22 protein-coding genes are annotated in these 25,900 nt (G+C 72.6%); 13 read left to right on the forward strand and 9 right to left on the reverse strand.

Annotated features, from left to right (window positions below):
* Window positions 1-8 precede the first annotated feature (8 nt).
* Both KSK32_RS11390 and KSK32_RS11395 read right to left on the reverse strand, forming a co-directional pair.
* The gene (locus KSK32_RS11390) at window positions 9-950 is read right to left on the reverse strand and encodes a rhomboid family intramembrane serine protease (RefSeq protein ID WP_216931101.1); all 942 of its coding nucleotides are present in this window, start codon (window positions 948-950) and stop codon (window positions 9-11) included.
* Between the two features lie 25 nt (window positions 951-975).
* A complete protein-coding gene (locus tag KSK32_RS11395) occupies window positions 976-1,506 on the reverse strand; it encodes a peptidylprolyl isomerase (protein ID WP_013289260.1) in 531 nt (176 codons plus the stop codon).
* Window positions 1,507-1,590: 84 nt separating this feature from the next.
* Between KSK32_RS11395 and KSK32_RS11400 the strand changes: the two genes are divergently transcribed.
* A complete protein-coding gene (locus tag KSK32_RS11400; protein ID WP_216931103.1) occupies window positions 1,591-2,412 on the forward strand; it encodes a hypothetical protein in 822 nt (273 codons plus the stop codon).
* A gap of 72 nt (window positions 2,413-2,484) precedes the next feature.
* On the opposite strand, the gene corA is transcribed toward KSK32_RS11400, so the two are convergent.
* Both corA and KSK32_RS11410 read right to left on the reverse strand, forming a co-directional pair.
* On the reverse strand, window positions 2,485-3,633 hold the full coding sequence (corA, locus tag KSK32_RS11405; RefSeq protein ID WP_216931104.1) for a magnesium/cobalt transporter CorA: 1,149 nt from the start codon (window positions 3,631-3,633) through the stop codon (window positions 2,485-2,487).
* A gap of 343 nt (window positions 3,634-3,976) precedes the next feature.
* Window positions 3,977-5,071 (reverse strand): PLP-dependent aminotransferase family protein, encoded by a 1,095-nt coding sequence (locus KSK32_RS11410; protein ID WP_216931106.1) that lies wholly within the window; start codon window positions 5,069-5,071, stop codon window positions 3,977-3,979.
* Between the two features lie 198 nt (window positions 5,072-5,269).
* Here KSK32_RS11410 and KSK32_RS11415 point away from each other — a divergent pair, with 198 nt between their 5' ends.
* Window positions 5,270-6,148 carry a 3'(2'),5'-bisphosphate nucleotidase CysQ gene (locus KSK32_RS11415; protein WP_216931107.1) on the forward strand — a complete coding sequence of 293 codons (879 nt, stop codon included), beginning with the start codon at window positions 5,270-5,272 and terminating at the stop codon, window positions 6,146-6,148.
* A 101-nt stretch (window positions 6,149-6,249) separates the two neighbouring features.
* On the forward strand, window positions 6,250-7,881 hold the full coding sequence (locus KSK32_RS11420; protein ID WP_216931109.1) for a hypothetical protein: 1,632 nt from the start codon (window positions 6,250-6,252) through the stop codon (window positions 7,879-7,881).
* Between the two features lie 58 nt (window positions 7,882-7,939).
* On the opposite strand, the gene KSK32_RS11425 is transcribed toward KSK32_RS11420, so the two are convergent.
* From KSK32_RS11425 to KSK32_RS11440, 4 genes are read right to left on the reverse strand one after another with little or no spacing between them, the layout of a single operon-like run.
* Window positions 7,940-8,854, reverse strand: coding sequence for a glycosyltransferase family 2 protein (locus tag KSK32_RS11425; protein ID WP_216931111.1), 915 nt, complete (start codon window positions 8,852-8,854; stop codon window positions 7,940-7,942).
* Window positions 8,851-9,852, reverse strand: a complete 1,002-nt coding sequence (locus tag KSK32_RS11430) for a sulfotransferase (protein ID WP_216931113.1) — start codon at window positions 9,850-9,852, stop codon at window positions 8,851-8,853. The genes KSK32_RS11425 and KSK32_RS11430 overlap by 4 nt, the downstream gene beginning before the upstream one ends.
* A complete protein-coding gene (locus KSK32_RS11435; protein WP_216931115.1) occupies window positions 9,849-10,424 on the reverse strand; it encodes a glycosyltransferase in 576 nt (191 codons plus the stop codon). Before KSK32_RS11435 ends, KSK32_RS11430 begins: the two co-directional genes overlap by 4 nt.
* Window positions 10,421-10,897, reverse strand: coding sequence for a UDP-N-acetylglucosamine--LPS N-acetylglucosamine transferase (locus KSK32_RS11440; protein WP_216931116.1), 477 nt, complete (start codon window positions 10,895-10,897; stop codon window positions 10,421-10,423). The genes KSK32_RS11435 and KSK32_RS11440 overlap by 4 nt, the downstream gene beginning before the upstream one ends.
* Before the next feature lie 502 nt (window positions 10,898-11,399).
* Here KSK32_RS11440 and KSK32_RS11445 point away from each other — a divergent pair.
* The 9 genes from KSK32_RS11445 to KSK32_RS11485 all read left to right on the forward strand — a co-directional run bounded on the left by KSK32_RS11445 (window position 11,400) and on the right by KSK32_RS11485 (window position 24,836).
* Window positions 11,400-13,259, forward strand: a complete 1,860-nt coding sequence (locus KSK32_RS11445; protein ID WP_216931118.1) for a Wzz/FepE/Etk N-terminal domain-containing protein — start codon at window positions 11,400-11,402, stop codon at window positions 13,257-13,259.
* Window positions 13,256-14,263 carry a DUF3048 domain-containing protein gene (locus tag KSK32_RS11450; RefSeq protein WP_216931119.1) on the forward strand — a complete coding sequence of 336 codons (1,008 nt, stop codon included), beginning with the start codon at window positions 13,256-13,258 and terminating at the stop codon, window positions 14,261-14,263. The genes KSK32_RS11445 and KSK32_RS11450 overlap by 4 nt, the downstream gene beginning before the upstream one ends.
* Window positions 14,260-15,744, forward strand: coding sequence for an O-antigen ligase (locus KSK32_RS11455; protein ID WP_216931121.1), 1,485 nt, complete (start codon window positions 14,260-14,262; stop codon window positions 15,742-15,744). The genes KSK32_RS11450 and KSK32_RS11455 overlap by 4 nt, the downstream gene beginning before the upstream one ends.
* Window positions 15,744-16,949 (forward strand): hypothetical protein, encoded by a 1,206-nt coding sequence (locus KSK32_RS11460; protein WP_216931124.1) that lies wholly within the window; start codon window positions 15,744-15,746, stop codon window positions 16,947-16,949. The genes KSK32_RS11455 and KSK32_RS11460 overlap by 1 nt, the downstream gene beginning before the upstream one ends.
* A gap of 17 nt (window positions 16,950-16,966) precedes the next feature.
* Window positions 16,967-17,830 (forward strand): sulfotransferase, encoded by an 864-nt coding sequence (locus KSK32_RS11465; protein ID WP_216931126.1) that lies wholly within the window; start codon window positions 16,967-16,969, stop codon window positions 17,828-17,830.
* The gene (locus KSK32_RS11470; RefSeq protein WP_216931128.1) at window positions 17,797-19,410 is read left to right on the forward strand and encodes an oligosaccharide flippase family protein; all 1,614 of its coding nucleotides are present in this window, start codon (window positions 17,797-17,799) and stop codon (window positions 19,408-19,410) included. Before KSK32_RS11465 ends, KSK32_RS11470 begins: the two co-directional genes overlap by 34 nt.
* 28 nt (window positions 19,411-19,438) lie before the next feature.
* Entirely contained in the window at window positions 19,439-20,371 is a 933-nt protein-coding gene (locus KSK32_RS11475; RefSeq protein WP_216931130.1) for a sulfotransferase, read from the forward strand.
* Window positions 20,372-20,514: 143 nt separating this feature from the next.
* Entirely contained in the window at window positions 20,515-21,561 is a 1,047-nt protein-coding gene (locus tag KSK32_RS11480; RefSeq protein ID WP_216931132.1) for a glycoside hydrolase family 26 protein, read from the forward strand.
* Between the two features lie 218 nt (window positions 21,562-21,779).
* Window positions 21,780-24,836: a malectin domain-containing carbohydrate-binding protein gene (locus KSK32_RS11485; protein WP_289256545.1), complete on the forward strand. Its 3,057-nt coding sequence runs from the start codon at window positions 21,780-21,782 to the stop codon at window positions 24,834-24,836.
* Window positions 24,837-24,934: 98 nt separating this feature from the next.
* Here the strand turns inward: KSK32_RS11485 and KSK32_RS11490 are convergent, their stop codons facing one another.
* A complete protein-coding gene (locus KSK32_RS11490; RefSeq protein ID WP_013289279.1) occupies window positions 24,935-25,327 on the reverse strand; it encodes a cyclic nucleotide-binding/CBS domain-containing protein in 393 nt (130 codons plus the stop codon).
* A 112-nt stretch (window positions 25,328-25,439) separates the two neighbouring features.
* On the opposite strand from KSK32_RS11490, the gene KSK32_RS11495 reads away from it, so the two are divergent.
* A complete protein-coding gene (locus KSK32_RS11495; RefSeq protein WP_289256546.1) occupies window positions 25,440-25,895 on the forward strand; it encodes an NUDIX domain-containing protein in 456 nt (151 codons plus the stop codon).
* The last annotated feature ends 5 nt before the right edge of the window (window positions 25,896-25,900 follow it).

Genomic DNA, 25,900 nt, shown 5'->3' on the forward strand with positions numbered 1-25,900 from the left:
CGCGGGGCTCAGCCGAGTAGCGCGGCGGTCCGGACGAGCGTCAGCCCGATCAGCGCGACCAGCACGATCGCGCAACCGGCCACCTGGAACACGGTCCGCCGCGAGCGTGGAGCGTACGCCAGGACCAGCGCCACCAGCGCGCCGGCGACCAGCCCGCCGAGGTGCCCGGCCACCGAGATGCTCGGCACGGTGAACGTGAAGATCAGGTTGATCACCAGGATCGGCACGATCGCCGAGGTGTCCCGGCCGAGCCGGCGCATGATCACGAAGACGGCGGCGAACAGGCCGAAGACGGCGGTCGAGGCGCCGGCCGTGAACCGGTTCGGCTCGGTGAAGACATACGCGGCGACGTTGCCGCCCAGCCCGGCGAGCAGGTAGAGCGCCAGGAAGCGCAGCGGCCCGAGCACCGCCTCCAGCGTCCGGCCGAGCACCCAGAGCGCCCACATGTTCAGCAGCAGGTGCAGCACGCCGTAGTGCAGGAACATGGCCGTGACCAGCCGGTACCACTCGCCGTCGGCCACCCCGCCGACGTGCCCGTCGGGGAAGCGCGCCAGGCCGAGCACCGCCCCCCACTCGGTCAGCGGCGTCCCGTTGCCCATCAGGCCGCCCAGGCCACCGCCGGCCACGGCGGTCCCGCTGCGGGCCGAGAGGACGGACAGCAGCATCATCACCACGTTCAGCGCGATCAGCGCCTTCGTGACGTTGCCCTGGCGGCCGGCGGCACCGCCACCGAAGGCGGTACGCGCCGGCCGCACGCTGCGCCGGCCCTCGGCGACGCACTCCGGGCACTGGTGGCCGACGGAGGCGTCCCGCATGCACTCGGTGCAGATCGGCCGGTCACACCGGGTGCACCGGATGTACGTCTCCCGGCCGGGGTGCCGGTAGCAGACCGGAGTGGTCGGCACCGGACCCCCGGTGGCGTCGCCTGGCTGGCCGGAGCGCTCAGTCATGCGAGCAAAGGTACCCGCGTACCGCTCAGGACTGCTTGTGCTCGATCTCGACCCGCTCGATCACCACGTCCTGGATCGGCCGGTCGCTCGGGCCGGTCGGGGTGTTGGCGATCGAGTCGACCACCTTCGCGGACTGCTCGTCGGCCACCTGGCCGAAGATGGTGTGCCGGTTGTTCAGGTGTGGCGTGGGCGACACCGTGATGAAGAACTGCGAGCCGTTGGTGCCCGGCCCGGCGTTCGCCATCGCCAGCAGGTACGGCCGGTCGAAGCGCAGCTCGGGGTGGAACTCGTCGGCGAACTTGTAGCCCGGGCCACCCCGGCCGGTGCCGGTCGGGTCGCCCATCTGAATCATGAAACCGCTGATCACGCGGTGCGAGACGGTGCCGTCGTAGTACGGCCCACTGCCCGGCTGACCGGTACGCGGGTCGATGTACTCACGGGTGCCCTCGGCCAGCTCCACGAAGTTGCGGACGGTCTTCGGCGCGTGGTTCGGGAAGAGCTCCAGCCGGATCGGGCCGGCGTTGGTGTGCAAGGTGGCGTAGACAGCCTCGGCCACGGGTACTCCTCACTCGTAGTTCAGTTCCTTGCGGATCCTCCCATGTGCCCGATCTGGCCATGCGGAGGCATTCGAAGGTGGAGGATGGCGAAGGAACAACTCCCAGGAGGTGGGACCGTGTTTGGAATCGGACGGCGCAAGACCCAGGGCCAGCTCGCGAAGGTCGAGCTGAACCAGGGCATCGGTCACCTGAGGCAGGCCGCCACGCACGCGGCGAAGGGCGCCGGCGCCACTGTCGGCCCGCGGGTCCAGGCAGCCCGGGTCGCCGTCGCGCCGACTGCGGTCCTGGTCCGGGACCGGGCGTCCAGCGGGCTCGCGTCGACCGCCGCGGCGCTCGCGCCGGTGCTGCTGGCCGTACGCAACGCCCGGGACGAGGCCGCCGGCAAGGCGTCGAGCGGCCGCAAGGTGATGGCCGCGAAGCAGTCCTCGATCACGAAGAAGGCGAAGAACATGAAGGCCGGAAAGAAGAAGCAGCGCAGGTCGCGGGGCATGACCGCGGGCCTGCTGGTGGCCGGCACCGTCGCCGGCCTGGCCGGTGCGATGGCCATGCGCCGTCGCCGCGAGCAGCAGGAGTGGGCCGAGTACGACCCGACCGGCACGCTCGGCGCGACCGGTCACGACAAGCTGGAGCCGATGCGGGAGGACGTGGACACGATCGTGGTGGAGACCCCGGACGCGAGCGCGAAGGTGACGCAGGCCGGCCCGACCGGCGCCGGCTCCTCGGCGGTGGCCAAGGGCAGCAGCGCGTCGACCGCCACCTCCGGCAGCCAGCCGGTGATCCACCCGAACGACCAGGTTCCCTCCGTCGCCGAGGGTGCCCGGGACGTCTCCGGCCGCCCGGCCGACGACATCACCCAGGCCGTGCAGGCCGGGAAGAACGCCGCGAAGGCCGGCGGCCGCCGCTGACCTCGTACCGTCGGATCAGCGCCGGCACGCGGGACCACCCGCGTGGCCGGCGCTTCCGCGTGTGGGCGGCGGTTACAGCCAGCCGTTGCGGCGGAACAGGCGGTAGAGCGTGAAGGACGCCACGAGCATCAGCGCCCAGACCCCCGGATAGCCGTACGTCCACTTCAGCTCGGGCATGTTGTCGAAGTTCATGCCGTAGATGCCGGCGATCGCCGTCCACACCGCACCGATCGCGGCCCAGGCGGCGATCTTGCGCATGTCGTTGTTCTGGTCGACGGTGACCTGGGCCAGCCGCGCCTGGAGGATCGAGTTGAGCAGGTCGTCGTAGGAGTTCACCTGCTCGACCGTGCGGCTGAGGTGGTCCTGCACGTCGCGGAAGTAGCGCCGTACCTCCTGCGGCACCGCGCGGTTGACCTGTGCGGTGAGCGTCATCAGCGGGCGCTGCAACGGCACCACCGCCCGCTTGAACTCGACCAGCTCGCGCTTCATCTGGTAGATCCGCTGGATCCGGCCGCTGCTCTGCCGGTCGAAGACGTCGGCCTCCAGCACGTCGAGGTCGTCCTCCAGCCGGTCGGCCACCTCCAGGTAGAGGTCCACCACGCGGTCGGTGATCGCGTACGCGACCGCCCACGGGCCGTGCCGCAGCAGGTCCCGCTTGGCCTCCAGGTCGGCACGCACCGGCGCCAGCCGGCAGGCGTCACCGTGCCGCACGCTGATCACGAAGTGCGGCCCGATGAAGAGCATCACCTGACCGGTCTCCACCACCTCGGAGTTCTCGGTCAGCTCGGCGTGCTCGCAGTAGCGGGCGGTACGCAGCACCAGGAAGACGATCTCGCCGAAGTGTTCCAGCTTCGGGCGCTGCTGGGCCTTGACCGCGTCCTCCACGGCGAGCTCGTGCAGGCCGAACGTGGCGGCGATCTCGGTCATCTCGGCCAGGTCGGGCTCGTGCAGGCCGAGCCAGACGAAGCCGTCCCGCTCCTGCCGGGCGGCGGCCAGGGCCTCGGCGTACTGAGGGTGGCCGGGGCGGCGCTCACCGTCGACGTACAGCCCGCAGTCGACGATCCCGCTGCGCTCCGGGCCGGCCGGCTGGGCCGTACGCGGGGTGCCGTCGGCGTTGAGGATGCGGGACATCGCGCGTACCGGTGCCGACCAGGCGCGGGGGCGCAGTGCCCGGCTGGCGTCGGTGCCGGCGGTTCGGTCGCGTGCCACCCGGTCCGTCATCTCTCGCCCCCTTCCCCTAGAGCTGCGGCTTGCAGGTTACGCCGACCGGTGGGAAGCGCAGCGCGGGCGCGGGTGCGGGGACGTGCGGTTGCGACGGGCGTCACGCGGCGGCGCCGGGCGGGCCGGGCCGCGTCAGGGGGGTGAGGGGCGACACGGCCCACCCGGCACCCCTTGGGGGGCGGGAGTGATGCTGGGCGTGCCGCCGGCCCGGCCGGTCCTCCGGCGTGCGGGCCGGCCACCGGGCAAAGGTGAGCGGCACTCGCAGCATTGTGGGCTGCCGGCCGGTCCAGCGGGAGAGCCGAACCGGCCAGCGGGGCCCTTCTGTCAGAAACCCGACAGAAAATCAGCCACGTACGGCGGCCATCGCCTCGGCGAGACGCCGCACACCCTCGTCGATCCGGTCCGCGGTGACCGCCGAGTACGCCAGGCGCAGCGCGTGTCGGCCACCGTCGACCATGAAGTCGCTGCCCTTCACCACCGCCACGCCACGCTCGGCGGCAGCCGGGGCGAGCCGGTCGACATCGACGTCCTCCGGCAGCTCCACCCAGAGGAAGTAGCCGCCGTCCGGCTCCACGAACCGGGCCTCCGGAAGGTGCCGGCGCAGCGACTCGGCCAGCACCGCCGACCGCTCGCCGAGCGCCGAACGGACCGTCCGGATCGACTCGTCGATCGCGCCGGAGACGCAGAACTGGTGCACGATCGCCTGCGCCACCATGCCGGGCGAGATGTAGAGGTTGGTGGCCCGCTTCGCGATCGCCGCGATCAGCTCGGCCGGGCCGACCAGGTACCCGACCCGTACGCCCGGGCAGACCGTCTTGGTGAAGCTGGAGGCGTGCACCACCACGCCCCGGGTGTCCATCGACAGCATCGACGGCAGCGGCTCGCCCCGGAACCGGATGTCCGCGTACGGGTCGTCCTCGAAGATCGTGAACTCGTACTCGGCGGCCAGGTCCAGCAGCTCACGGCGCTTCTCCAGGGAGAGGGTCACGCCGGCCGGGTTCTGGTAGTTGGGGATCACGTGGGCCAGCCGCGGCCGCACCCCGGACTCCAGCAGCTTGCGCAGCTCGGCGGTGTCCAGGCCGTCCGGCTGGATCGTCACGCCGTGCACCTCGCCGCCCATCTGCTTGAGGTTGAGCAGCGTGCGGTCGTACGTCGGGCGCTCGACCACCACCGCGTCGCCCCGGCGGACCAGGTGGTCGAAGAGGAACGCGTCGGCCTGCAACGAGCCGTTGGTGATCAGCACCTGGTCGGCCTCGACACCGTGCTTCTCGGCGATCCACTTCCGCAAGGGCGGGTAGCCGACGGAGGTGCCGTACGCGGTGACCCCGGCGGGGTCGGCGTCGAAGGCGCGGACGGCGGCGGCCTTGAGCCCCTCGACATCGACGATGTCCAGCGAAGGCGCGCCACGGGCGAACGAGATCAGCTGCTCGGCGGTCATGCGCAGAGCCTAGGGCCTGGCCCGGCGGCTCCGGCCGCGATACACGCGAAGTTCAACATGCGGGCGGCCGGCCGGGTCACCGGTGCCTCCGGGGGATCCGAGACCGCCTCGCGACTGTCTACGATCCGACGGACGCTGGCGCCGGCCCGACCGGACGCCGAAGGATGACGGGTCGCGGCAGACCCGGGAGAACAAGGGATGGGGCTCGTGACCGAGGACGAGGCGGGACGGCTCGACGACCAGCGGTTCGCGCAGTGGCTGGCGACCGAGGCCGGCAAGGCGCTCACCGCGCTGCGGGACCGGCAGGGCTTCGCCGACCCGAAGGCACTCAAGGACGCCGGCGACCGCGCGTCGCACGAGCTGATGACGGCGGCGCTGGCCCGGCTGCGGCCGGCCGACGCGGTGCTCTCCGAGGAGGAGGCCGACGCGCGCCGCGCGTGGGCGGACGGCGAGCGCGCGCCCCGGCACGAGGCGGACCGGGTCTGGATCATCGACCCGCTGGACGGCACGCGCGAGTTCTCCGAGGAGGGGCGGGACGACTGGGCGGTGCACGTGGCGCTCTGGCAGCGCTCCGCCGCCCCCGACGGCGCCCTGGTCGCCGGCGCGGTGGGCATGCCGGCCCGGACCACCGTGGACGGTGGGCCGCTCGTGCTCGGCACCACCTGCCCGCAGCCGAAGGCGTCCGACGGGCCGATCCGGATCGCGGTGAGCCGCAGCCGCCCGCCGGCGTTCGTCGGCGAGCTGGTCGAGATGCTCGGCGCCACCGCCGTGCCGATGGGCTCGGCCGGTGTGAAGGTCTGCGCGGTGGTGACCGGCGAGGTCGACGCGTACGTCCACGCGGGCGGTCAGTACGAGTGGGACAGTGCCGCCCCGGTCGCGGTGGCGCTCGGCGCGGGCATGCACGCGTCCCGGATCGACGGTTCGCCGCTGCGCTACAACCGCGCCGACCCGCGACTGCCCGATCTGCTGGTCTGCCGGCCGGAACTGGCCGACCAGTTGCTCGACGCGATCGCCCGGACCGGGGTCGAGATGCCCGCTTCGACCGTCACCGGCAACCAGGGTGAGGCGTTCGGCTGAGTGTCACGGTACGTACGGCCAGGTGGTTGAGGGTTATCGTCGGGCAGGTATGCGTGGCGATCTGAGCCCCGACCACGGGCCGCCGACAGCCAGGGAGGGTCATGCCGGCCGACCGAGAGCCGCACAATGCCTTCGGGCAGCCGACCGGCCTGTGGCCGGGTCAGGACATTCCGCGCCAGGCCGGCAGCCCTTCGCTGCCCTGGCCACAGGCCGAGAGCACGTCACCACCACCGGCCCGGCCGGGCGGTGACCTGCCCTGGCCCGAGCGCGACCGGCACGACGCCGGTCACCACGACGGGCCGGGGCACGACCCGGCCGGCTGGGACGCCGCGCCCGGCACGGCGAACGGCTGGGCGCCGCAGCCGGACGGCGTCCGGCCGCAGTACGGGCCGGCGGGCCACGGCGACGCCGCCTGGCCGCAGGGTGAGCCGTACGACGACGCCTGGGCCACGCAGGCCGGGCCGGCGGACGGCCACACCGGCTGGACGCCGCACGACGAGCCCGGCGGGCCCGGGCCTGCGGGCGAGACCGGCTGGGCCGCGGGCACCGCAGCGACCGCCACCCTGACCGGCCCGCCCCCGGTGGACGTTCTCCACGGACCGGCCACCGGCGGGCCGGGCCGGCCGCCCGCGCCGCCGCTCGCCCCGGCGCCTGCGCCGCCGTCCGGCGGCTCCTGGCGGCGCTGGCGCGTCGCCATCGCGGCAGCGGTGGTCCTGGCCGTGACCGGCAGCGGAGTCGCGGTGGCCACGCTGCGACCCGACTCGACCGACCGGCAGGCGGGCGGGACGCCGGGCTCGGTCGGGTCGGCGACCTCGATGGGCCCGGGCAAGCCGGCCAGCCCCGGCGCGTCCCCGGGCGCCGACCAGGGCCTCGGCAGCAAGCCCTCGGCGCGTCCGTCGGCCTCCGCGGACGCCGCCGGGCCGGGCTTCACCGGTACGCGACTGACGCTGCCCGGCGCCTCGATCGGTGTGCAGAACGGGGAGACGTTCGGCCAGGCGCTGACCCGGTCCGATCGGACCTTCGGCAAGCTGCGGATGGCCCGGATCTTCTTCCCCGGCCTGCCGCCGGCCTGGTCCGGCAGCCGGGCCGACGTGGTGGACCGGACCGTGGTGGTGTCCTTCAAGGCGTCGCCGCAGGAGGTCAACACCGGCAAGTTCGACTCCCGGCTGACCTCCTGGTTCGCCTCGATCCCGCGCGAGCACAACGTCTACTGGTCGTACTTCCACGAGCCGGAGGACGACGTCGAGCGCGGCGCGTTCAGCACGGCGGCGTACCGGACGGCGTGGAAGCGGATCGCCGGCCTGGCCGACCGGACCGGCAACCCCAAACTGATCAACACGCTGATCCTGATGTGCTGGACGCTCGACCCGAAGTCCGGGCGCAGCTTCGACGCCTTCTACCCGGGCGGCGACGTGATCGAGGCGCTCGGCTGGGACTGCTACAACTGGGGCGCCAAGTGGAAGCGGTACGCCCAGCCGCAGGAGATCTACGGCGCGATGATCAGCAAGTCCAAGGCGCTCGGGAAGCCGTGGGGCGTCGCGGAGACCGGCAGCGACCTGGTCCCGGGTGACTCGGGCACCGGCCGGGCGGCCTGGATCCGGTCGATGACCGGCTTCCTCAACGGCCAGCGGCCGGAGTTCGTGGCGTACTACAACCAGACGGTCAGCCAGGGCGACTTCCGGCTGCTCGACCAGCCGAGCATCCAGGCGTGGAAGTCCTTCTGCGCGGCCTGACCGCAGCGCAACGACGACGGGCGGGCGACCGAGGTCGCCCGCCCGTTTCGCGTACGGCTCAGATGCCCCGGCCGCGCTTGTGCAGCGTGCGCAGCACCCGGTCGGCCTGCACCGCCCGGCTCGCCACCGCCAGCGCCAGGTAGGCGCGCGGCTCCTTCGGGTTGCGGGCCAGCGTGCGCCGGGCCCAGCGGACCGCGTCGCGCCGGTTGCCCATGGCCGCCTGCGCGAAGGCGATCTGCCCGGCGACCCGCGCCTCGCCGTGCGGCACGGTGGCGAACTCCGGGTAGCGGCGCAGCAGCCACTGCAACGCGGTCGAGATGGTCTCCCAGCGCTGCGCGAAGTAGGACCGCTTGTGCCAGCGGACCAGCACGTACGGGCTGTCCACGTTCACCAGCGGGGCGTAGCGGGCGGCGCGGAGCAGGAACTCGTAGTCCTCCGCGTAGCTGCCCGGGATCTGCTCGTCCACCAGCCCGATCGCGTCGAGCAGCGCGGCCCGGCGGATCAGGAACGTGGAGGGGTGCAGCTCGGTGAGCCGGTCGCGCAGCAGCGCCTCCAGCGAGATCCGGGCCCGGTCCAGCGAGCGGTCCACCGTACGGTCGTCGTAGCTGACCCGGATGCCGCAGCTCACCAGCGCGCCGTCCGGGTGTGCGTCGAGCGCCCCGAACTGGGCGGCCAGCTTGCCCGGCAGCCACTCGTCGTCGTCGTCGCAGAACGCCACCCAGTCGCCGGTGGCGGCCTCGATGCCGGTGTTGCGCGCGCCGGCCAGCCCGGCGGTACGGGTATTGGTGACGACCCGGATCCGGCGGTCACCCCGGTCGGTCTCCAGCGACCGGTCCGGCTCGGACTGGTCGTAGACCACGATCGCCTCGATCAGGCCCGGGTGCGCCTGGCTGAGGATCGCGTCGAGCGCCGCACGCAGCAGCTCCGGACGGTCCCGCGTCGGTACGACGACCGAGATGCTCGGCCCACTCATGCTCTCTCCACGGACTCGTCGGATCCCCGCTGGCCCAGATAGCCGTAGCGGACCCGCAGGGGAAGCGTGGCCAGGCTGACCACGGCACGGCTGCGGCGCGGCAGGCGGTCCCGCCACGCCTCGTCCCGGCGTACCGTCAGCGGCCCGCCGCTGAACCGCAGCGGGTTGCCGGCGACGCTGTGCGCGCGGAACGGTGCGGCCGGTTCGGGCGCCGCGCCGGTGTCGTCGGCTCCGGACAGGATGCGCAGCGCCGCCGGGTCGTCCGGCAGGCCGGCGAAGTCCCGCACCCGGCGTACGGTGCCGGCCGGGTCGGCGGTGAAGTCCTCGTACCGCAGCCGCAGCACCTTCGCCCGGGAGGCGAGCAGGTGGAACGCCGCGTTCTGCGCGGTCCACAGCTTGCTCACCTCGAACGGCGAGAAGGTGGGCATGAAGTCCTCGCCGTCGACCACCTCGGGGCGGCGTACCTGCTTGCCCCACGAGTACGCCACCGCCCGGCTGTCCCGGACCAGGTGCAGCACCCGCAGGTCCAGCCCTTCGGCCCAGCGCAACGCGAAGGCGAGCGAGGCGTGCTTGCTGGAGTCCACCACCACCCGGGTGCCGGTCGCCGACAGCGCGGCCCGGTAGATCCGGGTGTACAGGTCGGCGTAGCGACGGACGTCGGCCAACTGCTCCGGCGGGAGCGCGTCCTTGGCGAGCCGGGGGATGTGCCGGGTCCGGTCGACGCGGTCCTTGAGCGCCAGCACGTCGTCCCGGTCGACAGCGGCCCAGCCGCCGAACGCCTGGTCACCGACCTGCCGCCAGAACGGGCAGGCGGTGAACCGATCACCGCAGCCGCACCGCTCGTCAGCGCCGAGCGCCCGCTCCCACAGGTGCACCACCTCGCCGACGGCACACACGTCGGCGCTCTGCGCCAGCAGCAGTTCCAGCAGCGTGGAACCGCTGCGGCCGAGGCCGCCGACGAAGAGGACCCGCGGCGGCGCCGGATCCGGGGCGCTCATCCGCGACGCCCGACGGCTCGCTGCCGTACCCGGCGGGCCACCAGCTCGTCGATCACCGCGCCGACGCGGGCGACCGCCTCGGCGCGCGGGTCCGGGCGGCCCGGGTCGGCGGCCAGGACGAACCGGCTCGGGTCGGCGAGCCCTTCGTCCAGGGCGGCTAGCAGCTCGGTCTCGGACTCGCACAGCCGGACCATGCCGGCCGCGCCCAGACGACGGGAGAACAGCTGCTGATGGTTGTCGACGTGCTCGTCGTGCGACGGGTCGCGGGGCACCACGATCGGCAGGTGGCCGTTGCGCCGGGCCTCGGTGATGGTGGCCGGGCCGCCGTGGCTGACCACGAGCGTCGCCTCCGCCATCGCCCGCTGGAGTTCCTCGTGCCCGAGGAACGGGGTGGCCTCGGGCAGGGCCGGGGTGCGGCTGTGGCCGTACTGGAGGACCAGCCGGACCCCGGTCCTTGCCGCGTGCCAGCGCTCCAGCCAGCCGACCAGCCGGTCGAAGCGGTGCACGTCGGTGCCGACCACGACCAGCACGTACGGTGCCGCGGCACGCCGGTCCCGCTGCCGGGGGATCACAGGAGGTTCCCCACGACGGTGGCCTCGGGGTACATCCGGCGCTGCTCGTCCCACTGCACGAGCATCGCGGAGAGAAAGGGACGGCAGAGCCGGGCGGTGAGCGTCGCGCTGTCGATCCGGTCGTACACCTCGATGTAGACCGTCGGAATCTTGCGCATGCGGGCCGCCACCACGAACGGCAGGGCGACCCCGGCGCCGGTCGTGACCACCGCGTCGACCTGACGCCGGCGGATCACCTTCAGCGCGAGGAACGCGTTGCGTACCAGGTTCTTGACGTTGCGCGTGGTGGGGTGGTGCGCCCAGAGCACGTCCTCGCCGGCGAGCAGCGAGCGCGCGTCGGGGGTGTCGAACGTTACCCATGCGCGGCGCCGATCCCGGTACCACGGTTCCAGGGCCAGGAGCTGGGCCAGGTGCCCGCCACTGGAACCCACCAGCAGGATCTGCCCCGAGTCCTCGGTTGACCCGCTCACCACAGACTTCCTCCCGTACGCGGATGACGCGTCCGGATTTTTTGTGAAAGCCCCTCGGACGCGCCCTGACAACCTACTGGCGCGCCCCTGGGCAACTGAAGGGGCCATTGGACGGATCCTGACGCGCCGGTCGGCTCACCTCTCGATTCCCGTCACTGGGATGTGCATCGACCGACCACCGTCCAGGTCAGCCCGGTGGGCCCCGGGCCCGCCGGGGCGGGCCACCAGAGGAAAGTGAGATGTGTCAGGATTCCGTCACCGCTCCGCACGAGAGCCGTCGGCGACGCCGGCTTGTCCGGGGGCAGGTCGGGCCCGACACCGGGAAACCCGCCGAATGGTCAGCGCCGATCGGCCATTTCTACGCGGGCTGCCCACACCCGGGCAGGCTTACCGGAACATGAGCAGACTTTCCCTCGTCGTTCGGATCGGGGACACTCAAGGCCACGGTCAGGTCCAGCTGTGCCGTGGACTGCCCGGCTCGGTCGAAAGGGAGCGACAGACTCTGATGCCCTCACCCCATTTGGCCGAGAGCGATCCCGACGGTCTTGCCCTGATGGCCTACCTGGGCTGGCTGCGCCGCCGCTGGTGGATCCTGCTGCTCGCCGCGGCCCTCGGCCTGGGCGGCGGACTGGCGCTGAGCCAGATCCAGGAGGCCCGCTACACCTCGACCACGTCGCTGCTGGTGCGCCCGCTCGGCTCGGGCGCGGAGAGCAACCCCAACGCCAAGGTCAACCTCGACACCGAGGCCCAGGTGGTCCGCTCTCTTGTGGTGGCCGAGCGCGCCAAGGCGCTGATGAAGGTCGACACCGGGGCCGACCAGCTCGTCAAGTCGGTGACCGTCAAGGTTCCGCCGAACAGCCAGATCCTTCAGGTGGCGTACGAGGCGAACAGCCCCGAGGGCGCCCAGTCGGGCTCGCACGCGTTCGCCCAGGCGTACCTGGACCTGCGCAAGGCCACTGCGCAGAAGACGCTGGAGAACGAGACCAACGCGCTCAAGCAGCAGATCGCCGACCTGAACAAGGAGCTCAGCGCGGTCGCCGGCCGGATCGCGGCGGCGCCGTCGAACTCGCCCGAGCGGGAGCGGGCCGAGGCCGAGCGGAACGTCCTGACCAGCCAGATCACCAGCCTGAACAACCGGCTCAGCCCGCTGGTGTCGGCCGGCTCCGACCCCGGCGAGATCATCTCCGACGCCCGGCTGCCCGACTCGCCCAGCTCGCCGAACCGCACGCTCAACCTCGCCAGCGGCATCGGCGCGGGCCTGCTGCTCGGCATCGTGCTGGCGCTGGTGCTGGACCGGCTCGACACCCGGATCCGGCGCGGCCGTGACATCTCCGACCGGGTCGGCCTCCCGCTGCTGCTGGAGCTGCCGGTCCGCACGCCCTCGCTCACCGTCCTGCCGGCCACGCACCGGGTCTCCCGCGAGCTGGGCCGGTTGCGCAACGTGCTGCTGTCCGCCGTGCCCGAACCGGCACAGGGCGGACGCGGCCGCCAGCTGTTGATCTGCGACGCCTCGGCCGGCACCGCCGCCGGGTTCGTCGCCGCCAACCTCGCCGCCGCGTACGCCCGCACCGGCCAGCAGGTCGCGCTGATCACCACCAAGCCCGACTCGACGCTGGGCACCATCACCGGGGTGGCCGAGGGGCGGCACAACCTGGCCTCGGTGCTGCGCCGCGACGTGCCGCCGCTCAAGGCGCTCGCGCCGGTGCCAGGGCTGGGCCAGCTCCGGGTGCTGGTGCCGGGCGACCTGGACGCGGAGGTCGAGCTGCCGGTCGCCGGGCTGCTGGAGATCCTGCACGAGCTGTCCGCGCGCTTCGACCACGTGATCATCGAGACCGCGCAGCCCACGTTCGCCGTGGAGGCCCAGGCCCTGGGCCGGTACGTCGACGCCGTGATCATGGTGGCCGAGGCGGGCAAGACCCGTAGCGGCGAGATCACCGCCGCGTTGCAGCAGTTCGAGCAGGTCAACGCCCCGGTGATCGGTGCCGTGCTGGCCCCGCGCCTGCCCGCACCCGCGGCCGACGCCACGCGGCCGGCGTCCTCGGGCAGCTCGGGTGCCGCGGGCGCGTCGAGCGCCCCGGCGGCACCGGCCAACCGGCCCAAGCCCCGGCCGAGCCCCGGCCCGTCCGCCGAGTCGACGATGGTGCTGCCGCGGATGCAGTCGTCCCGGCCCGGCCCGGCCAAGCCGGCTCCGGGCAAGGCCACCCCGCCGGCCAACCCCGGCAGCGCGAGCACCCCGAGCACCCCGGGCACCTCGAGCACCCCGGGCAAGCCGGTACCGCTCAACGGCACCGGCGGCACCTACCGCTCCCGGGGTGACGGCGACGGCCGCAGCTACGCCCTCGACTCCGGCGAGGATCTGGGGTGAACCGCCGGCAGATGCTCCGCGCCGCCATCGCTCCCGCCGTCGTCCTCGGCGTCGGGACCGGGTGCAGCGAGCCCGAGCCCGAGCCGGGCAACGTCAAGGTGGTGGACCCGGGCGACGTCACCGCCTCGCCGTCCGCGGCCAGTGCCTCACCGACCCTGCCCACCGGCCCGCTCACCGGCGCGCCGGTGAGCACCCCGGCCGCCGCCACCCGCCAGGCGGTCGCGGTGCCGCTGCGGGTGAGCCCCGCGACCACCCCGGCCGGCCTGGACGCGGCCGACCTGGTCTACGCCGAGTTCGCCGAGTCCGACACGCTGCACCTGACCGCCGTTTTCCACTCCAGGGACGCCACCAAGATCGGCCCGGTCACCGAGATCCGGCCGGTCGACATCCGGTCGCTCGCGGTGCTGCGCCCGTTCGTCGGGTACGACGGCGGCCCCACCGGCTTCCTCACCCAGTTCGAGAACTCCGAGCTCGACGGCGTCACGCCCGACGACGACAGCAAGGTCTTCTCCGGCGACTACACCTCGACCGCCGCGCTGCTCAAGGCGGCCCCGAAGGGCGGCCAGCCGCCGACCCCGCCGATCGACCACGCCGACGAGGGCGACGCGCTCGCCGTCCGCGACCTCGTGCCGGCCACCGAACTCACCGTCACCGTCTCCGGCGGCCCGCCGATGGTCTGGCGGTACGACCAGGCGAAGTCCGTCTGGGCCGGCAAGGTCGGCAAGGTCACCGTGACCGCCGCCTCCGTCATCGTGCTGACGATGGAATACCGCACGCTGGACGTCCGCAATCCGTCCCCGCGCTCGCTGCCCTCGGCGAACGTCTTCGGTGAGGGCGCGGTGCTGGCGGTGTCCGGGCCGAACAGCGCCAAGGGCCGGTGGCGCAAGCCCGGCCTGGGCATGGTCTGCACGCTCGCCGACAACGGCGGCGACCTCCTGCGCCTCCAGCCCGGCAACGCATGGGTGATCTACACGCCGACCACCGCCAAGGTCTCCGTGAAATGAGCACCGCCACCCCGCCCCGCACCGCGCGCGGGACGGTCCCGGTCGGGGCGGTCTCGCCGCCGGACGGGAACCGCCTGCGGCCGGTGACGGTACGGCCGGAGAGCTGGTCGTGGCGGCTGCCGACGGCATGGCCGCTGATCTCGGTCTTCCTGCTGTACCCGTTGTGGTGGGTGCTCGGCGTGTCGAGCTTCGTCTTCGTCATCTTCGCGGTGCCGATGGTGGCGCAGATGCGCAAGCGGGGCCCGATCCGGGTGCCGCCCGGCTTCGGGATCTGGATGGTCCTGCTGCTGTGGGTGTTCCTGTCCGTGCTCACCCTCGACCTGACCGCGCCGAACACGCTGCCGCCCGGCGGCAGCGGCAAGTACATCGGCTGGGGCATCCGGCTCGCCAACTACGTCGCCATGACCGTGACGATGCTCTACGTCTACAACCTGCGGGAGCGGGATCTGTCCCAGCGCCGGATGGTCCGGCTGTTCGGGTTCATGGGCGTGGTCGTGGTGCTCGGCGGCTGGATCGGCTCGCTGTTCCCGAACCTCACGTTCGTCGCGCCGCTGCGTTCCGTCCTGCCCCAGTCGATCGCCGATCACCCGTACGTCACCTCGCTCATGGAGATCAAGTTCGCCCAGGTGCAGCAGGTGATCGAGGGGGAGGCAAGCTCACCCCGCCCGTCCGCGCCGTTCACCTACACGAACTCGTGGGGCCAGAACACCGCGATCCTGCTGGTCTGGCTGATCGTCGGCTGGGTCGTACTGGGCAAGCCGCTGCGCCGTACCGCGGGCATGGCGATCGCCCTGGCCGCGATCTTCCCGATCGTCTACTCGCTGAACCGCGGCCTGTGGATCGGCCTCGGCATCGCCGCCGCGTACGTCGCGCTGCGGCTCGCGCTGCGCGGCCGGATGGTGGTGCTCGGCGGGCTCGCCCTGGCGGTCGGGCTGATCGGGGTGCTGATCGTCGCCACACCGCTCGGCCGCACCTTCGACGAACGCCTCGCGAACGGGCACAGCGACGACATCCGGACCACGCTGTCCCAGGGCGCGGTGACCGCGGCCAACCACTCGCCGGTCCTCGGGTACGGCGGCAACCGGGCGCTGATCGGCAGCAACCGGTCCATCGCCATCGGCAAGTCCGAGGACTGCAAGCAGTGCGGCAACCGGGAACTGGGCAGCAACGGCCAGGTCTGGGCGCTGCTCGTCGGGCAGGGCTGGGTCGGCGCCATCTGCTACAACGCCTTCTTCCTCTACTGCATCTGGCGCTACCGGCGCGACCACAGCGCGATCGGGATCGCCGGCACCCTCGTGCTCATCCTCATGCTGTTCTTCCAGTTCACCTACGGTGCGATGGAAGCGACACTCGCCTACGCCCTGATCACGGTCGCCCTGCTGGCCCGCAACGACCGGATACGCCGGTCGCTCGCGCCGGAGCCACCCCAGGGCACGATCGCCGGGCTACGGGCCCGACTGAAAAAGACCGGTGACCACTGATGGTGTTCCGCGTACCCCCGGACGGCGACGGCCGTGCCGCGTACCTCGGTGAACTGGCCGGGCTGATCTGGCCCGCGCCGGCCGAGCCCAGCCTGCGGCGCGGCGGCGCCGGCTGGGTGGTGGTGCCCTCGGCGTCCCGCCCCCGGCTGCTCGTGCCGACCGGCTCGGGCCGCGCGGCGGCGAGCGCGGTCCGGCACTCCACCGAGGCCGTCGGCCGCAAGGCCAAGCTGGTCCGGCAGGGGCTGTCAACCGCGTTCCGGCTCGGGCTGGGCCCGCTGGTGTTCCGCGACCGGCTCGTGGTCGACGGCGGCGGGCTGGACGCGTACCTGACCGAGGTGCTCGGTGAGCCGGCGCTCGTGAGCCTGCACATCGGGCCGGCCCGGGCGAACCGCAAGCCGGTGCTGCAACTGCTCGCCCCGGACGGCCGGGCCCTCGGGTACGCCAAGCTCGGCGTCGACGCGCTGACCCGCGCGCTGGTGCACGCGGAGGCGGAGGCGTTGCGCCGCCTCGCCGAGGTGCCGCTCGGGCCGGTGGTGCCGGCCGGGGTACGCCATCACGGCGACTGGCACGGTCACGCGCTGCTCGTGCAGGAGGCGCTACCGGTGCGGCTGCCCCGGGCCGCCCCGGCCGCGGCGGAGGCGGCCGAACGCGCGGCCATGGTGGCGGTCGCCGGCTGTCTCGGCGTACGCCGGCAGTCGTGGGCGGGCAGCGGGCACGCGGCCCGGCTCACCACGGCGGTGGACGCGCTCGGACCCCGGCCGGAGGCCGGGCGGCTGCGCGCGGCACTGAAGTCCGTCGCGGACGCCGACCCGGTGGTGGCCTTCGGCGCCTGGCACGGGGACTGGAACGGCGGCAACAGCGCGGTGCTGGCCGACGGCCGGGTGCTGGTCTGGGACTGGGAACGGTTCGAGGCGGACGTGCCGGCCGGGTACGACGCGCTGCACCTGGCGGTGCAGGGCGCGATGAGCCACGACGGGGTGGAGCCGGTCGAGGCGGCCCGGGCGCTGATCGCCGGCGCCGGGCGCACCCTGGCGCCGTTCGACCAGACCGGCGGGGGCGCCGATCTGGTCGCCGTGCTCTACCTGGTGGAGCTGGCAGCGCGCTACCTGCGGGACCGGCAGGCGGAGGCGGGTGCGCGACTGGGGCACGTCGACACCTGGCTGCTGCCCGCCGTCGAGGAACATCTGGCCCGCCGGGCCGGGTGAGAGTGAGGAGTGGGGACGTGACGGTGGCCAAGGAGCAGGCGCTCCGCGCGGTGAAGTCGGTGAGCCGGACGGTCGGCCGGTTGACCGCCGGTTCGCGGTTGGTGCCGGGATTCCTGATCGTGGGAGCGCAGCGCTGCGGCACCACCTCGCTGTTCAAGACGCTCTCGCAGCATCCCGGTGTGCTGCCGCCCGCGTACCACAAGGGCGTGCACTACTTCGACATGGACTACCACCGGGGGATGAGCTGGTACCTCGGGCACTTCCCCACCACCGGCAAGGCCGAGGCGGTGAAGGCCCAGATCGGGGTACGCGGGATCACCGGCGAGTCCAGCCCGTACTACATGTTCCACCCGCTGGCCGGGCAGCGGATCGCCCGGGACCTGCCCTCGGTGAAGCTGCTGGTGCTGCTGCGTGACCCGGTGGAGCGCGCCTACTCCGCGCACTCGCACGAGCTGGCCCGCGGCTACGAGACCGAGACCGACTTCGAGCGGGCGCTGGCGCTGGAGGAGTCCCGTACGGCCGGTGAGCGGGAGCGGATGATCAGCTCCGCGTCGTACGCCAGCGAGCACCTCCAGCACAACGCGTACCTGGCCCGGGGCCGCTACATCGAGCAGCTGGAGCGCCTGGAGGCGCTCGTCGGCCGGGACCGCATGCACGTCATCGACAGCGACGACTTCTTCGCCGACCCGCGTCCCTCCTTCGACGCGGTCTGCGACTTCCTCGGGCTGCCCCGCTGGGCGGACATCGCGTTCGGCAAGCACAACTCGCGCTCCCGCTCGCCCATGTCGGCGGAGCTGCGGACCCGGCTGGAGGACCACTTCGCCCCGTACGACGAGCGGCTGGCGGCGTGGTGGGGACGCGTGCCGTCGTGGCGGCGGTGACCCGGGCGGACGCCAGCGGCACCCCGACGCTCACCGCACCGCCGCCCGGGCCGGGCGGAGGGCTGGGCGGCGCGGCCCGGCAGGGCTTCGCCAACCTGGTCGGGGTCGGGCTGGCCGCGGTGGCCGGTTTCGGCCTGAACATCGTCATCGCCCGCGGCTGGTCGGTCCGCGAGGCGGGCATGTTCTTCGCGGCCACCAGCGCGTTCATGATCGCCGCGTCGGCGGCCCGGCTCGGCACCGACGTCGGCACCGTCTACTTCGTCAGCCGCCAGCGCACGCTCGACCGCCGCGACCAGATCCGGGGCACGATCCTGGTCGGATTGCTGCCGGTGCTCGTGGTCGGCACGCTGCTCGGGGTGGCCGGCTGGCTGGCCGCACCGGCGCTGGCCCGGGCCACCATGCCGGAGGCCGGGCCGGAGGCGGTGACCGCGCTGCGCATCCTGCTGGCGTTCGTGCCGCTGGCCGCGCTGAACGACTACGCGCTCGCCGCCTGCCGCGGCTTCGGCCAGATGCGCCCGCTGCTCACAGTGGAACGGCTCGGTCGCACGCTCGTGCAGTTCCTGGGTGTGGCGGTCGCCGCGTGGCTCGGCCTGTCCGCCACCGCCGCGCTGCCGCTGGCCTGGGTGGTGCCGTACCTGATCGCCGCGGCGGTCGCGCTGCTCTGGCTGAGCCGGCTGGTCGGCCGGGCCGGGCGGCAGGTGACCCGGCCGGTGCCGGCGCGCGAGCTGGCCGGGCCGTTCTGGCGGTTCACCGGTCCCCGCGCGGTCAGCAGCCTGGCCGCGATCGTCGTGCAGCGGCTGGACATCGTGCTGCTCAGCGCGTTGCGCGGGCCGGCGGACGCGGCGATCTACACGGCCGCGACCCGGTTCCTGGCGCTGGGTCAGCTCTCCAGCGTCGCGCTGTCCAGTTCGGTGCAGCACCGGCTGGCCGCCGCGTTCGCCCGCGACGACCGGGCCGAGGCGCGCCAGCTATACCAGGCCGCCACCGGCTGGCTCGTGCTGCTCTCCTGGCCCGCGTACCTGATCTTCGCGGCGTTCGCCACGCCGATGCTGGCGCTGTTCGGATCCGGGTACGGCGACGGCCGCCGGGTCGTGGTGCTGCTGGCGCTGACCATGCTGCTGGCCACCGGCTGCGGCATGGTCGACATGGTGCTCAACATGGCCGGGCGCACCGCGTGGACGTTCTACAACGCGATGGCCGGGACCGTGCTCAACGTGGTCGGCAACCTGGTGCTCATCCCGCGTTACGGCATCCTCGGCGCGGCCCTGGCCTGGACCGTCTCCATCCTGGTCACCAACCTGGTACCGCTGACCCAGCTCTGGTGGTCGATGCGGCTGCACCCGTTCGGCGCGGGCACCCGGGCCGCGATGGCGCTGGCACTGGTCGCGCTGGCCGTGCCGCTGGGCGTGGCGACGCTGCTCGGGGCCGGTCCGCCGGTGCTCGCGCTGGTGGCGGTCGCCGGGCTGGTCGCGTACCTGGCGGGCGCATGGCGCTGGCGGCGCACCCTGCACCTCGACGCGCTGCGTGCCCTGCGCCGTGGCCGCAACCGGGCCGGGGCGGACCCGGCCGCCCCGTCCTGACCGATCCTGCGTACCGATGGGACCTTCGATGACAAGCGACTCCCCCCTCGCCCCGCACTCCGGCCTGTCCACCGTGAAGGCCGCGAAGCTCGCCGCGGTGGGGCTGCTGGCGGACCGCAAGGAACGCCGCGAGCTGGAACGGCCGGTGGAGGGGGGCGGTCGCCGGCTCACCCTGAAGGTGGAGCGGCCGATCTTCATCCTCGGCGCCCCGCGCTCCGGCACCACGTTCCTCGGCAGTTGCGTCGGCGCGCTGCCGGACGTGTCGTACCACTTCGAACCGCGCCTGACCAAGGCGGTCGCCCGTTGTGTCTACGAGGGAAGCTGGACGCCGCAGCGGGCCGCCCGCTACTTCCGCGGCTACTACGGGGCACTGCTCGCCGCGTCCGGGCACGGCGGGCTGCGCTTCGCCGAGAAGGACCCGGAGAACTGCTTCATCGTGCCGTTCCTGACCGAGGTCTTCCCGGACGCGGTCTTCCTGCACGTCTACCGGGACGGCCGGGACGTGGCGGTGTCGCACGCCGAGCAGCCCTGGCTGAACGCCGCGTCCACTGGCACCGGTCGCAGCGGCCGGGGCGGTACGCCCTGGGGCGCCGCGCCCCGGTTCTGGGTGGAGCCGGAGCGGCGCGACGAGTTCACGCAGGTCTCCGACCTGGGCCGGTCGGCCTGGATGTGGCGGCGGTTCACCGGAAGCGCGCTCACCCAGCTCGCCGAACTGCCCGCGGAGCGGGTGCGGCACCTGCGGTACGAGGACGTCGTCACCCACCCGGCCGAGGCCGCCGAGATCGTGGCCGACTTCCTGGAGGTCGGTGACCCGGCCGGGCGGGAGGCGCTGCACGCCCGCTTCGCCAAGGCACGGCCGGGCTCGGTGGGCCGCTGGCGGCAGCGGCTGACCGAAAAGGATCTGGCCGACGTGATGGCTCAGGCCGGGCCGCTGCTGACGCGACTCGGCTACCCCGCCTGAGCGCCGCGTCACAGGTAGAGTGCCAGGGGTCGCCCGCCCGGCCCGGCGAGCCTCTCCGCCCCCGCGGATCCGTCAGGGCCCAATACCGTGGCCGGCGACCATCCTGGGGAGAGGTTGCGGTGGTACGACGGTTACGACTGACGATGGCTGCCGTGCTGGGCCTGGCCTTCCTGGCGCCGGCAGTGGCGGCCTGTGACATCGGCTCGGAGCGATCCGACGAGTCGACGACGGCGTCGGCGCCGCCCCCGCCGACTGTGACACCGCGGACCGCGCCGGTCCGCACCACCGGGCGCGGGCCGGAGCCACCCGAGAAGGGTGCCTGGCTCGGCACCTGGGTCAAGCCGCAGTACCACAACGCCAGCGGGCGGGCCGCCGCGTTCGACGACTTCAACCGGGCGGCTGGCGGCAAGCTCGCCATCGCGCACATGTTCCACGAGTGGAACGAGCCGTTCCCGAGCGCCACCGAGCAGTTGTTCCAGAGCCGGGGCAAGCTCCAGATGATCTCGTGGCAGGGCACCGACACCCGGTCCACCGTCAGCGGCGTCTACGACGCGCTGATCCGGGAACGCGCCAAGGACGTCAAGGAGTTCGGCGTTCCGGTGCTGCTGCGCTACCGGTGGGAGATGGACCGGCCGAACCTGGCGGCGAGCATGCACTCGCCGGAGGACTACGTCGCGGCCTGGAAGCACGTCCGCGGCATCTTCACCGAGATGGGGGTCACCAACGCCGGGTGGGTGTGGTGCCCGCACGCGGACGGCTTCGCCGAGCCGCAGCGCCGGGCCGCCGCCTACTACCCCGGCGACGACCAGGTCGACTGGCTCTGCGCCGACGTCTACCCCAGTCCGGAGTGGAACAGCTTCTCCAATCGCATGGACCACTTCATGGCCTTCGCCAAGAAGCACCCGCGGCCGGTCATCATCGGCGAGTACGGCCTGACCCAGGACGGGCGGCCGGGCCAGCGGGCCGACTGGATGCGCGAGGTCGGGCCGTACCTGAAGAAGCACCCGCAGATCAAGGCGGCGGTCTACTTCGCGGCCCGGCAGACGGAGAAGCCCATCTACGACAGCACGTTCGGCGACGACCCGGAGAGCGAGCAGGTCTTCCGGGAGATGGCGACCGATCCGTACTTCCAGCCACCGATGCCCGACCTGAGTGTTTCCTCAGGAACACCCTCCGTGTCCGGGGACTGATCGTCGCTCGTCTTTTCGTGTGACCCGGCGCGTTTCCTCGGTCAAAAAGGCCCGACCCGGGTGGACGGGCGACGGCCGAATGCGAGAAGGTATTGCTCTCACGTCTGCGGTCGGTCGAGTGACACCCCGCCTCATGTCGGCACCGACCACGACCGCAGCGCCTCCGACGTTTCCCCCCGGAGTAGCCTGTGGCTTCCTCGATCCTGAGACACCGCTCGGTGTCCGCCTTCGGCGCTGCCGTGCTCGGCATCGCCACCTTGTTCACACCGGTGCCGGCGCTCGCCGCGCCGGCCACGGCGCCCGCGCCCGACCACAGCACGATGGTCGGCGAGGTGCCCTCGGACAAGACGCCGAACATCAACGACGGCAACGTCGTGGCCATCCACGACGCCGGCAGCAAGGTGATCGTCGGCGGCTCGTTCACCAACGCGCAGAACCGGGGTTCCTCACCCACCCCGGTCGACCGCCGCGGACTGCTCGCCTTCGACAAGGCGACCGGCAAGATCGACAACGCGTTCGCGCCGGTGCTCGACGGTGACGTCACCGCCATCGTCGCCGGTCCGACCCCGGGCACGGTCTACGTCGCCGGCAAGTTCAACAAGGTCGGCGACAAGAACTTCCGCAAGCTGGCGCTGCTGAACGTCGCGGACGGCACCCCGGTCGACGGGTTCAAGGGCCCGGCGTTCAACGGCACCGTGAACGACATCGCGCTCGTCGACGGCCACCTGCTGGTCGGCGGCATCTTCACCACGGTGACCGCGACGACCAACCGCAACGGGCTGGCCTCGCTCAACCCGACCACCGGCGCGGTGGACGACTACCTCACCGTGTCGCTGACCGAGCACCACAACTGGACCCCGACCAACAACGGTGCCTCGGCCGGTGTCGGCGTGGAGAAGTTCACCGTGTCCCCCGACGGCAAGCACCTCGTGGCGATCGGCAACTTCAAGAAGGCCGACGACGTCGTGCACGACCAGATCGTGCGGATCAACCTGGGCGAGAGCTCGGCGACCGTCGCCGACTGGAACACCGACGGCTACTCCGCGGCCTGCAAGTACTCCGCGTTCGACTCGTGGGTGCGCGACATCCAGTTCTCTCCGGACAGCAAGTACTTCGTCGTGGTCACCACCGGCGCGTCGTACCCGGGCACGCTCTGCGACTCCGCGGCCCGCTGGGAGACCGACGCCACCGGCGACGGCCAGAAGCCGACCTGGACGAACTTCAGCGGCGGAGACACCTTCCTCTCCGTCGGCATCAGCGAGAAGGCCATCTACGTCGGCGGTCACTTCCGCTGGTCGAACAACCCGCTCGCCCGCGACAAGGCCGGACCGGGCGCAGTGCCGCGGGCCAGCATCGCAGCGCTCGACCCGGTGAGCGGCCTGCCGCTTTCCTGGAACCCGGGCCGCCACCCGCGCGGCTACGGCGTCACCGAGATGCTGGTGACCCAGGAGGGACTCTGGCTCGGCAGCGACCAGGAGTACATCGGCGACTTCGAGTACCAACGCAAGCGGGTCGCCTTCTTCCCGCTCGACGGCGGCGACGCCCCGCACTCGACCAGCACCAAGGGTCTGCCGGGCGACGTCTACCAGGCCGGTCGCGCGGCGCAGACCGAGGTGCTCTACCGGGTGAACGCCGGTGGTCCGGCCATCCCGGCCACCGACGGCGGGCCGGACTGGGCCGCCGACAGCGCCACCGCGCCCAGCCCGTACCACAACACCGGCAACCAGGCCAGCAGCTACCCCACGAACGCGACGTTCGACCCGACCGTGCCGGCGAGCACGCCGGCCACGCTGTTCAACACCGAGCGGTGGGACGAGTCGACCGCGCCGGACATGCAGTGGGACATCCCGGTCGCGGCCGGCACCCGGGTCGACGTCCGGATCTACATGGCCAACCGCTGGGCCGGCACCAGCAAGGCGGGTGCCCGCAAGTTCGACGTGAGCGTCGACGGCGTGCTCAAGCTGAACGACTTCGACCCGGTCGCCGCCGCCGGCGGGACCGACCGCGGCACCATGCAGTCCGTCTCGGTGGTCAGCGACGGCGTGGTCGACATCGACTTCGGCCGGGTGCTCCAGAACCCGCTGCTGCACGGCATCGAGATCGTCAAGACCGCGCCCACGCCGGACGCCTCCGACGTGCTCTACCGGGTCAACGCGGGCGGCGACCAGCTGGCCGCGCCGAGCGGCCCGGCCTGGGCCGCGGACACCGCCGCCGCGCCGAGCACTTACCACAACGCCGGCAACCAGGCGTCCAGCTACCCCACGAACGTCTCGCTCGACGGCACGGTGCCGTCGGGCACGCCGGTCGAGCTGTTCAACGCGGAGCGGTGGGACGAGTCGACCGCACCGGACATGCAGTGGGACTTCCCGGTCCCGGCCGGCACTCCGGTGCAGGTGCGTCTCTACCTGGCGAACCGCTGGGCCGGCACCGCCACCGCCGGCAAGCGCAAGTTCAACGTGACGATCGACGGCGTGGTCAGGCTCAGCAACTTCGACCCGATCGCCGCGACCGGCGCCACCAACCGGGGCACCATGCGCGCGTTCCCGATCACCAGCGACGGCAACATCGACATCGACTTCGGTCGCGTCCTGGAGAACCCGCTGGTGCAGGGCATCGAGATCGTCAAGCTGCCCCCGGTGCCGCCGGCCACCACAGTCGACAGCATCACCAAGCGCTCGTACGACGGTGCGACCTCGGTCGGCAGCGCGATGTCGGTGTCGAACGCGGACAACACCCGCTGGTCGGGCGTCAAGGGCGCGTTCTGGGTCGGCGGTGACCTGTTCTACGGCGTCGGCGGCGACCTCTACAAGCGCTCGTTCGACGGCACCGAGTTCGGCACCCCGAAGAAGCTGGACCCGTACCACGACGCCAAGTGGGACCTGGTCGTCACCGGCTCCGCCCCGGAGGGCTCCACCTACGCCGGCATGACCGGCAACTTCTCCGCGGAGCTGCCGAACGTGACCGCGATGTTCTACAAGGCCGGACGGATCTACTACTCGCTGGCCGGTCAGAGCACGCTGTTCTGGCGCGGGTTCGCGCCGGACACCGGCACCGTCGGCGCCGAGCGCAACACGGTCACCGGCACCACCGCCTTCGCCGACGCGGGCGGCCTGTTCCTGGACGGCGACACGCTCTACGTCGTCTCCCGGAGCACCGGCAACCTGTCCTCGATGGCGTGGTCCGACGGCGTGCCGACCGGCTCCGCCACGGTGCGCAGCGGTCCGGGCGTCGACGACGTGGACTGGCGCGGCACCTCGGTCTTCGTCGGCCCCTGACGGGCGGGCACGACCGAAACGGAACAGACACGACGATGGCCCGGCCGATATCGGCCGGGCCATCGCCCTTTCTCCGGCGCCGCTCGCGCCGGACAGGATCAGGTACGGGTCGGCGCGTGCTCCCCCGCCCAGACCCGCATCAGATCCCGTACCGAGATGACTCCCGCCACCTCCCGGCCGTCGAGCACGACCAGGTGACGGAACCCGCCCCGGGCCATCGCCGCGGCTGCCTCCTCGACCGTCCAGTCCGGGCCGGCGTAGACGACGTCCCAGGTCAGGTGTGCCCCGGTGCGCTCGACATCCGGGTCGAGCCCGGCGCCGATCGCCTTCAGCACATCGCGTTCGGTCATGATCCCGACCCCCTCGGAGTCCGGGTCGATCACGACCGCCGACCCGACACCGCGGGCCGACATCATCCGGGCCGCCTGCCGGAGCGTGTGCTCCGGCCCGACCACGAGTACCTCGCTGGACATCGCTTCCCGTACCTGCATCACACATCACCCCTGTGGGACGGCGACTGAGTACGGACATGGTGGGCCCTCGATGCGTACCGGGACAAGAACGGGCATCGCTCCGGACGGCCCGGATGGCTACTGTCGGAGGGTGCCCACCGAGCCCCTCCGCTGCACCGGCGCGCTGATCGTCGACGACGACGGCCGCATCTTCATCCAACGCCGATCCCCCGACCGACGCCTTTTCCCGAACTGCTGGGACATCGTCGGCGGCCACCTCGAACCGGGCGAGGAGATCGACGACGCGCTGCGCCGGGAGGTCACCGAGGAGACCGGCTGGGCCGTGTCGCACGTGCTCGGCCTGGTCGGCGAATACCGTTACACCGCCGACGACGGGCTGACCCGGGTGGAGACCGACTTCCTGGTCCGGGTCGACGGCGACCTGAGCCGGCCCCGGCTGGAAGCCGGCAAGCACACCGAGTTCCGCTGGCTGGCGGAGTCGGAGATCGCGCTGCTCGACGAGCACCGCGACGTCAACGACGGACTGATCCGGCGGATCGCCGAGGACGGCTTCGCCGCGCTGCGCTCGATCGGGCTGACGGGCTGAACCAC

The sequence above is a fragment of the Micromonospora sp. WMMB482 genome, assembly GCF_019038635.1.
Lineage (GTDB): Bacteria > Actinomycetota > Actinomycetes > Mycobacteriales > Micromonosporaceae > Micromonospora > Micromonospora marina.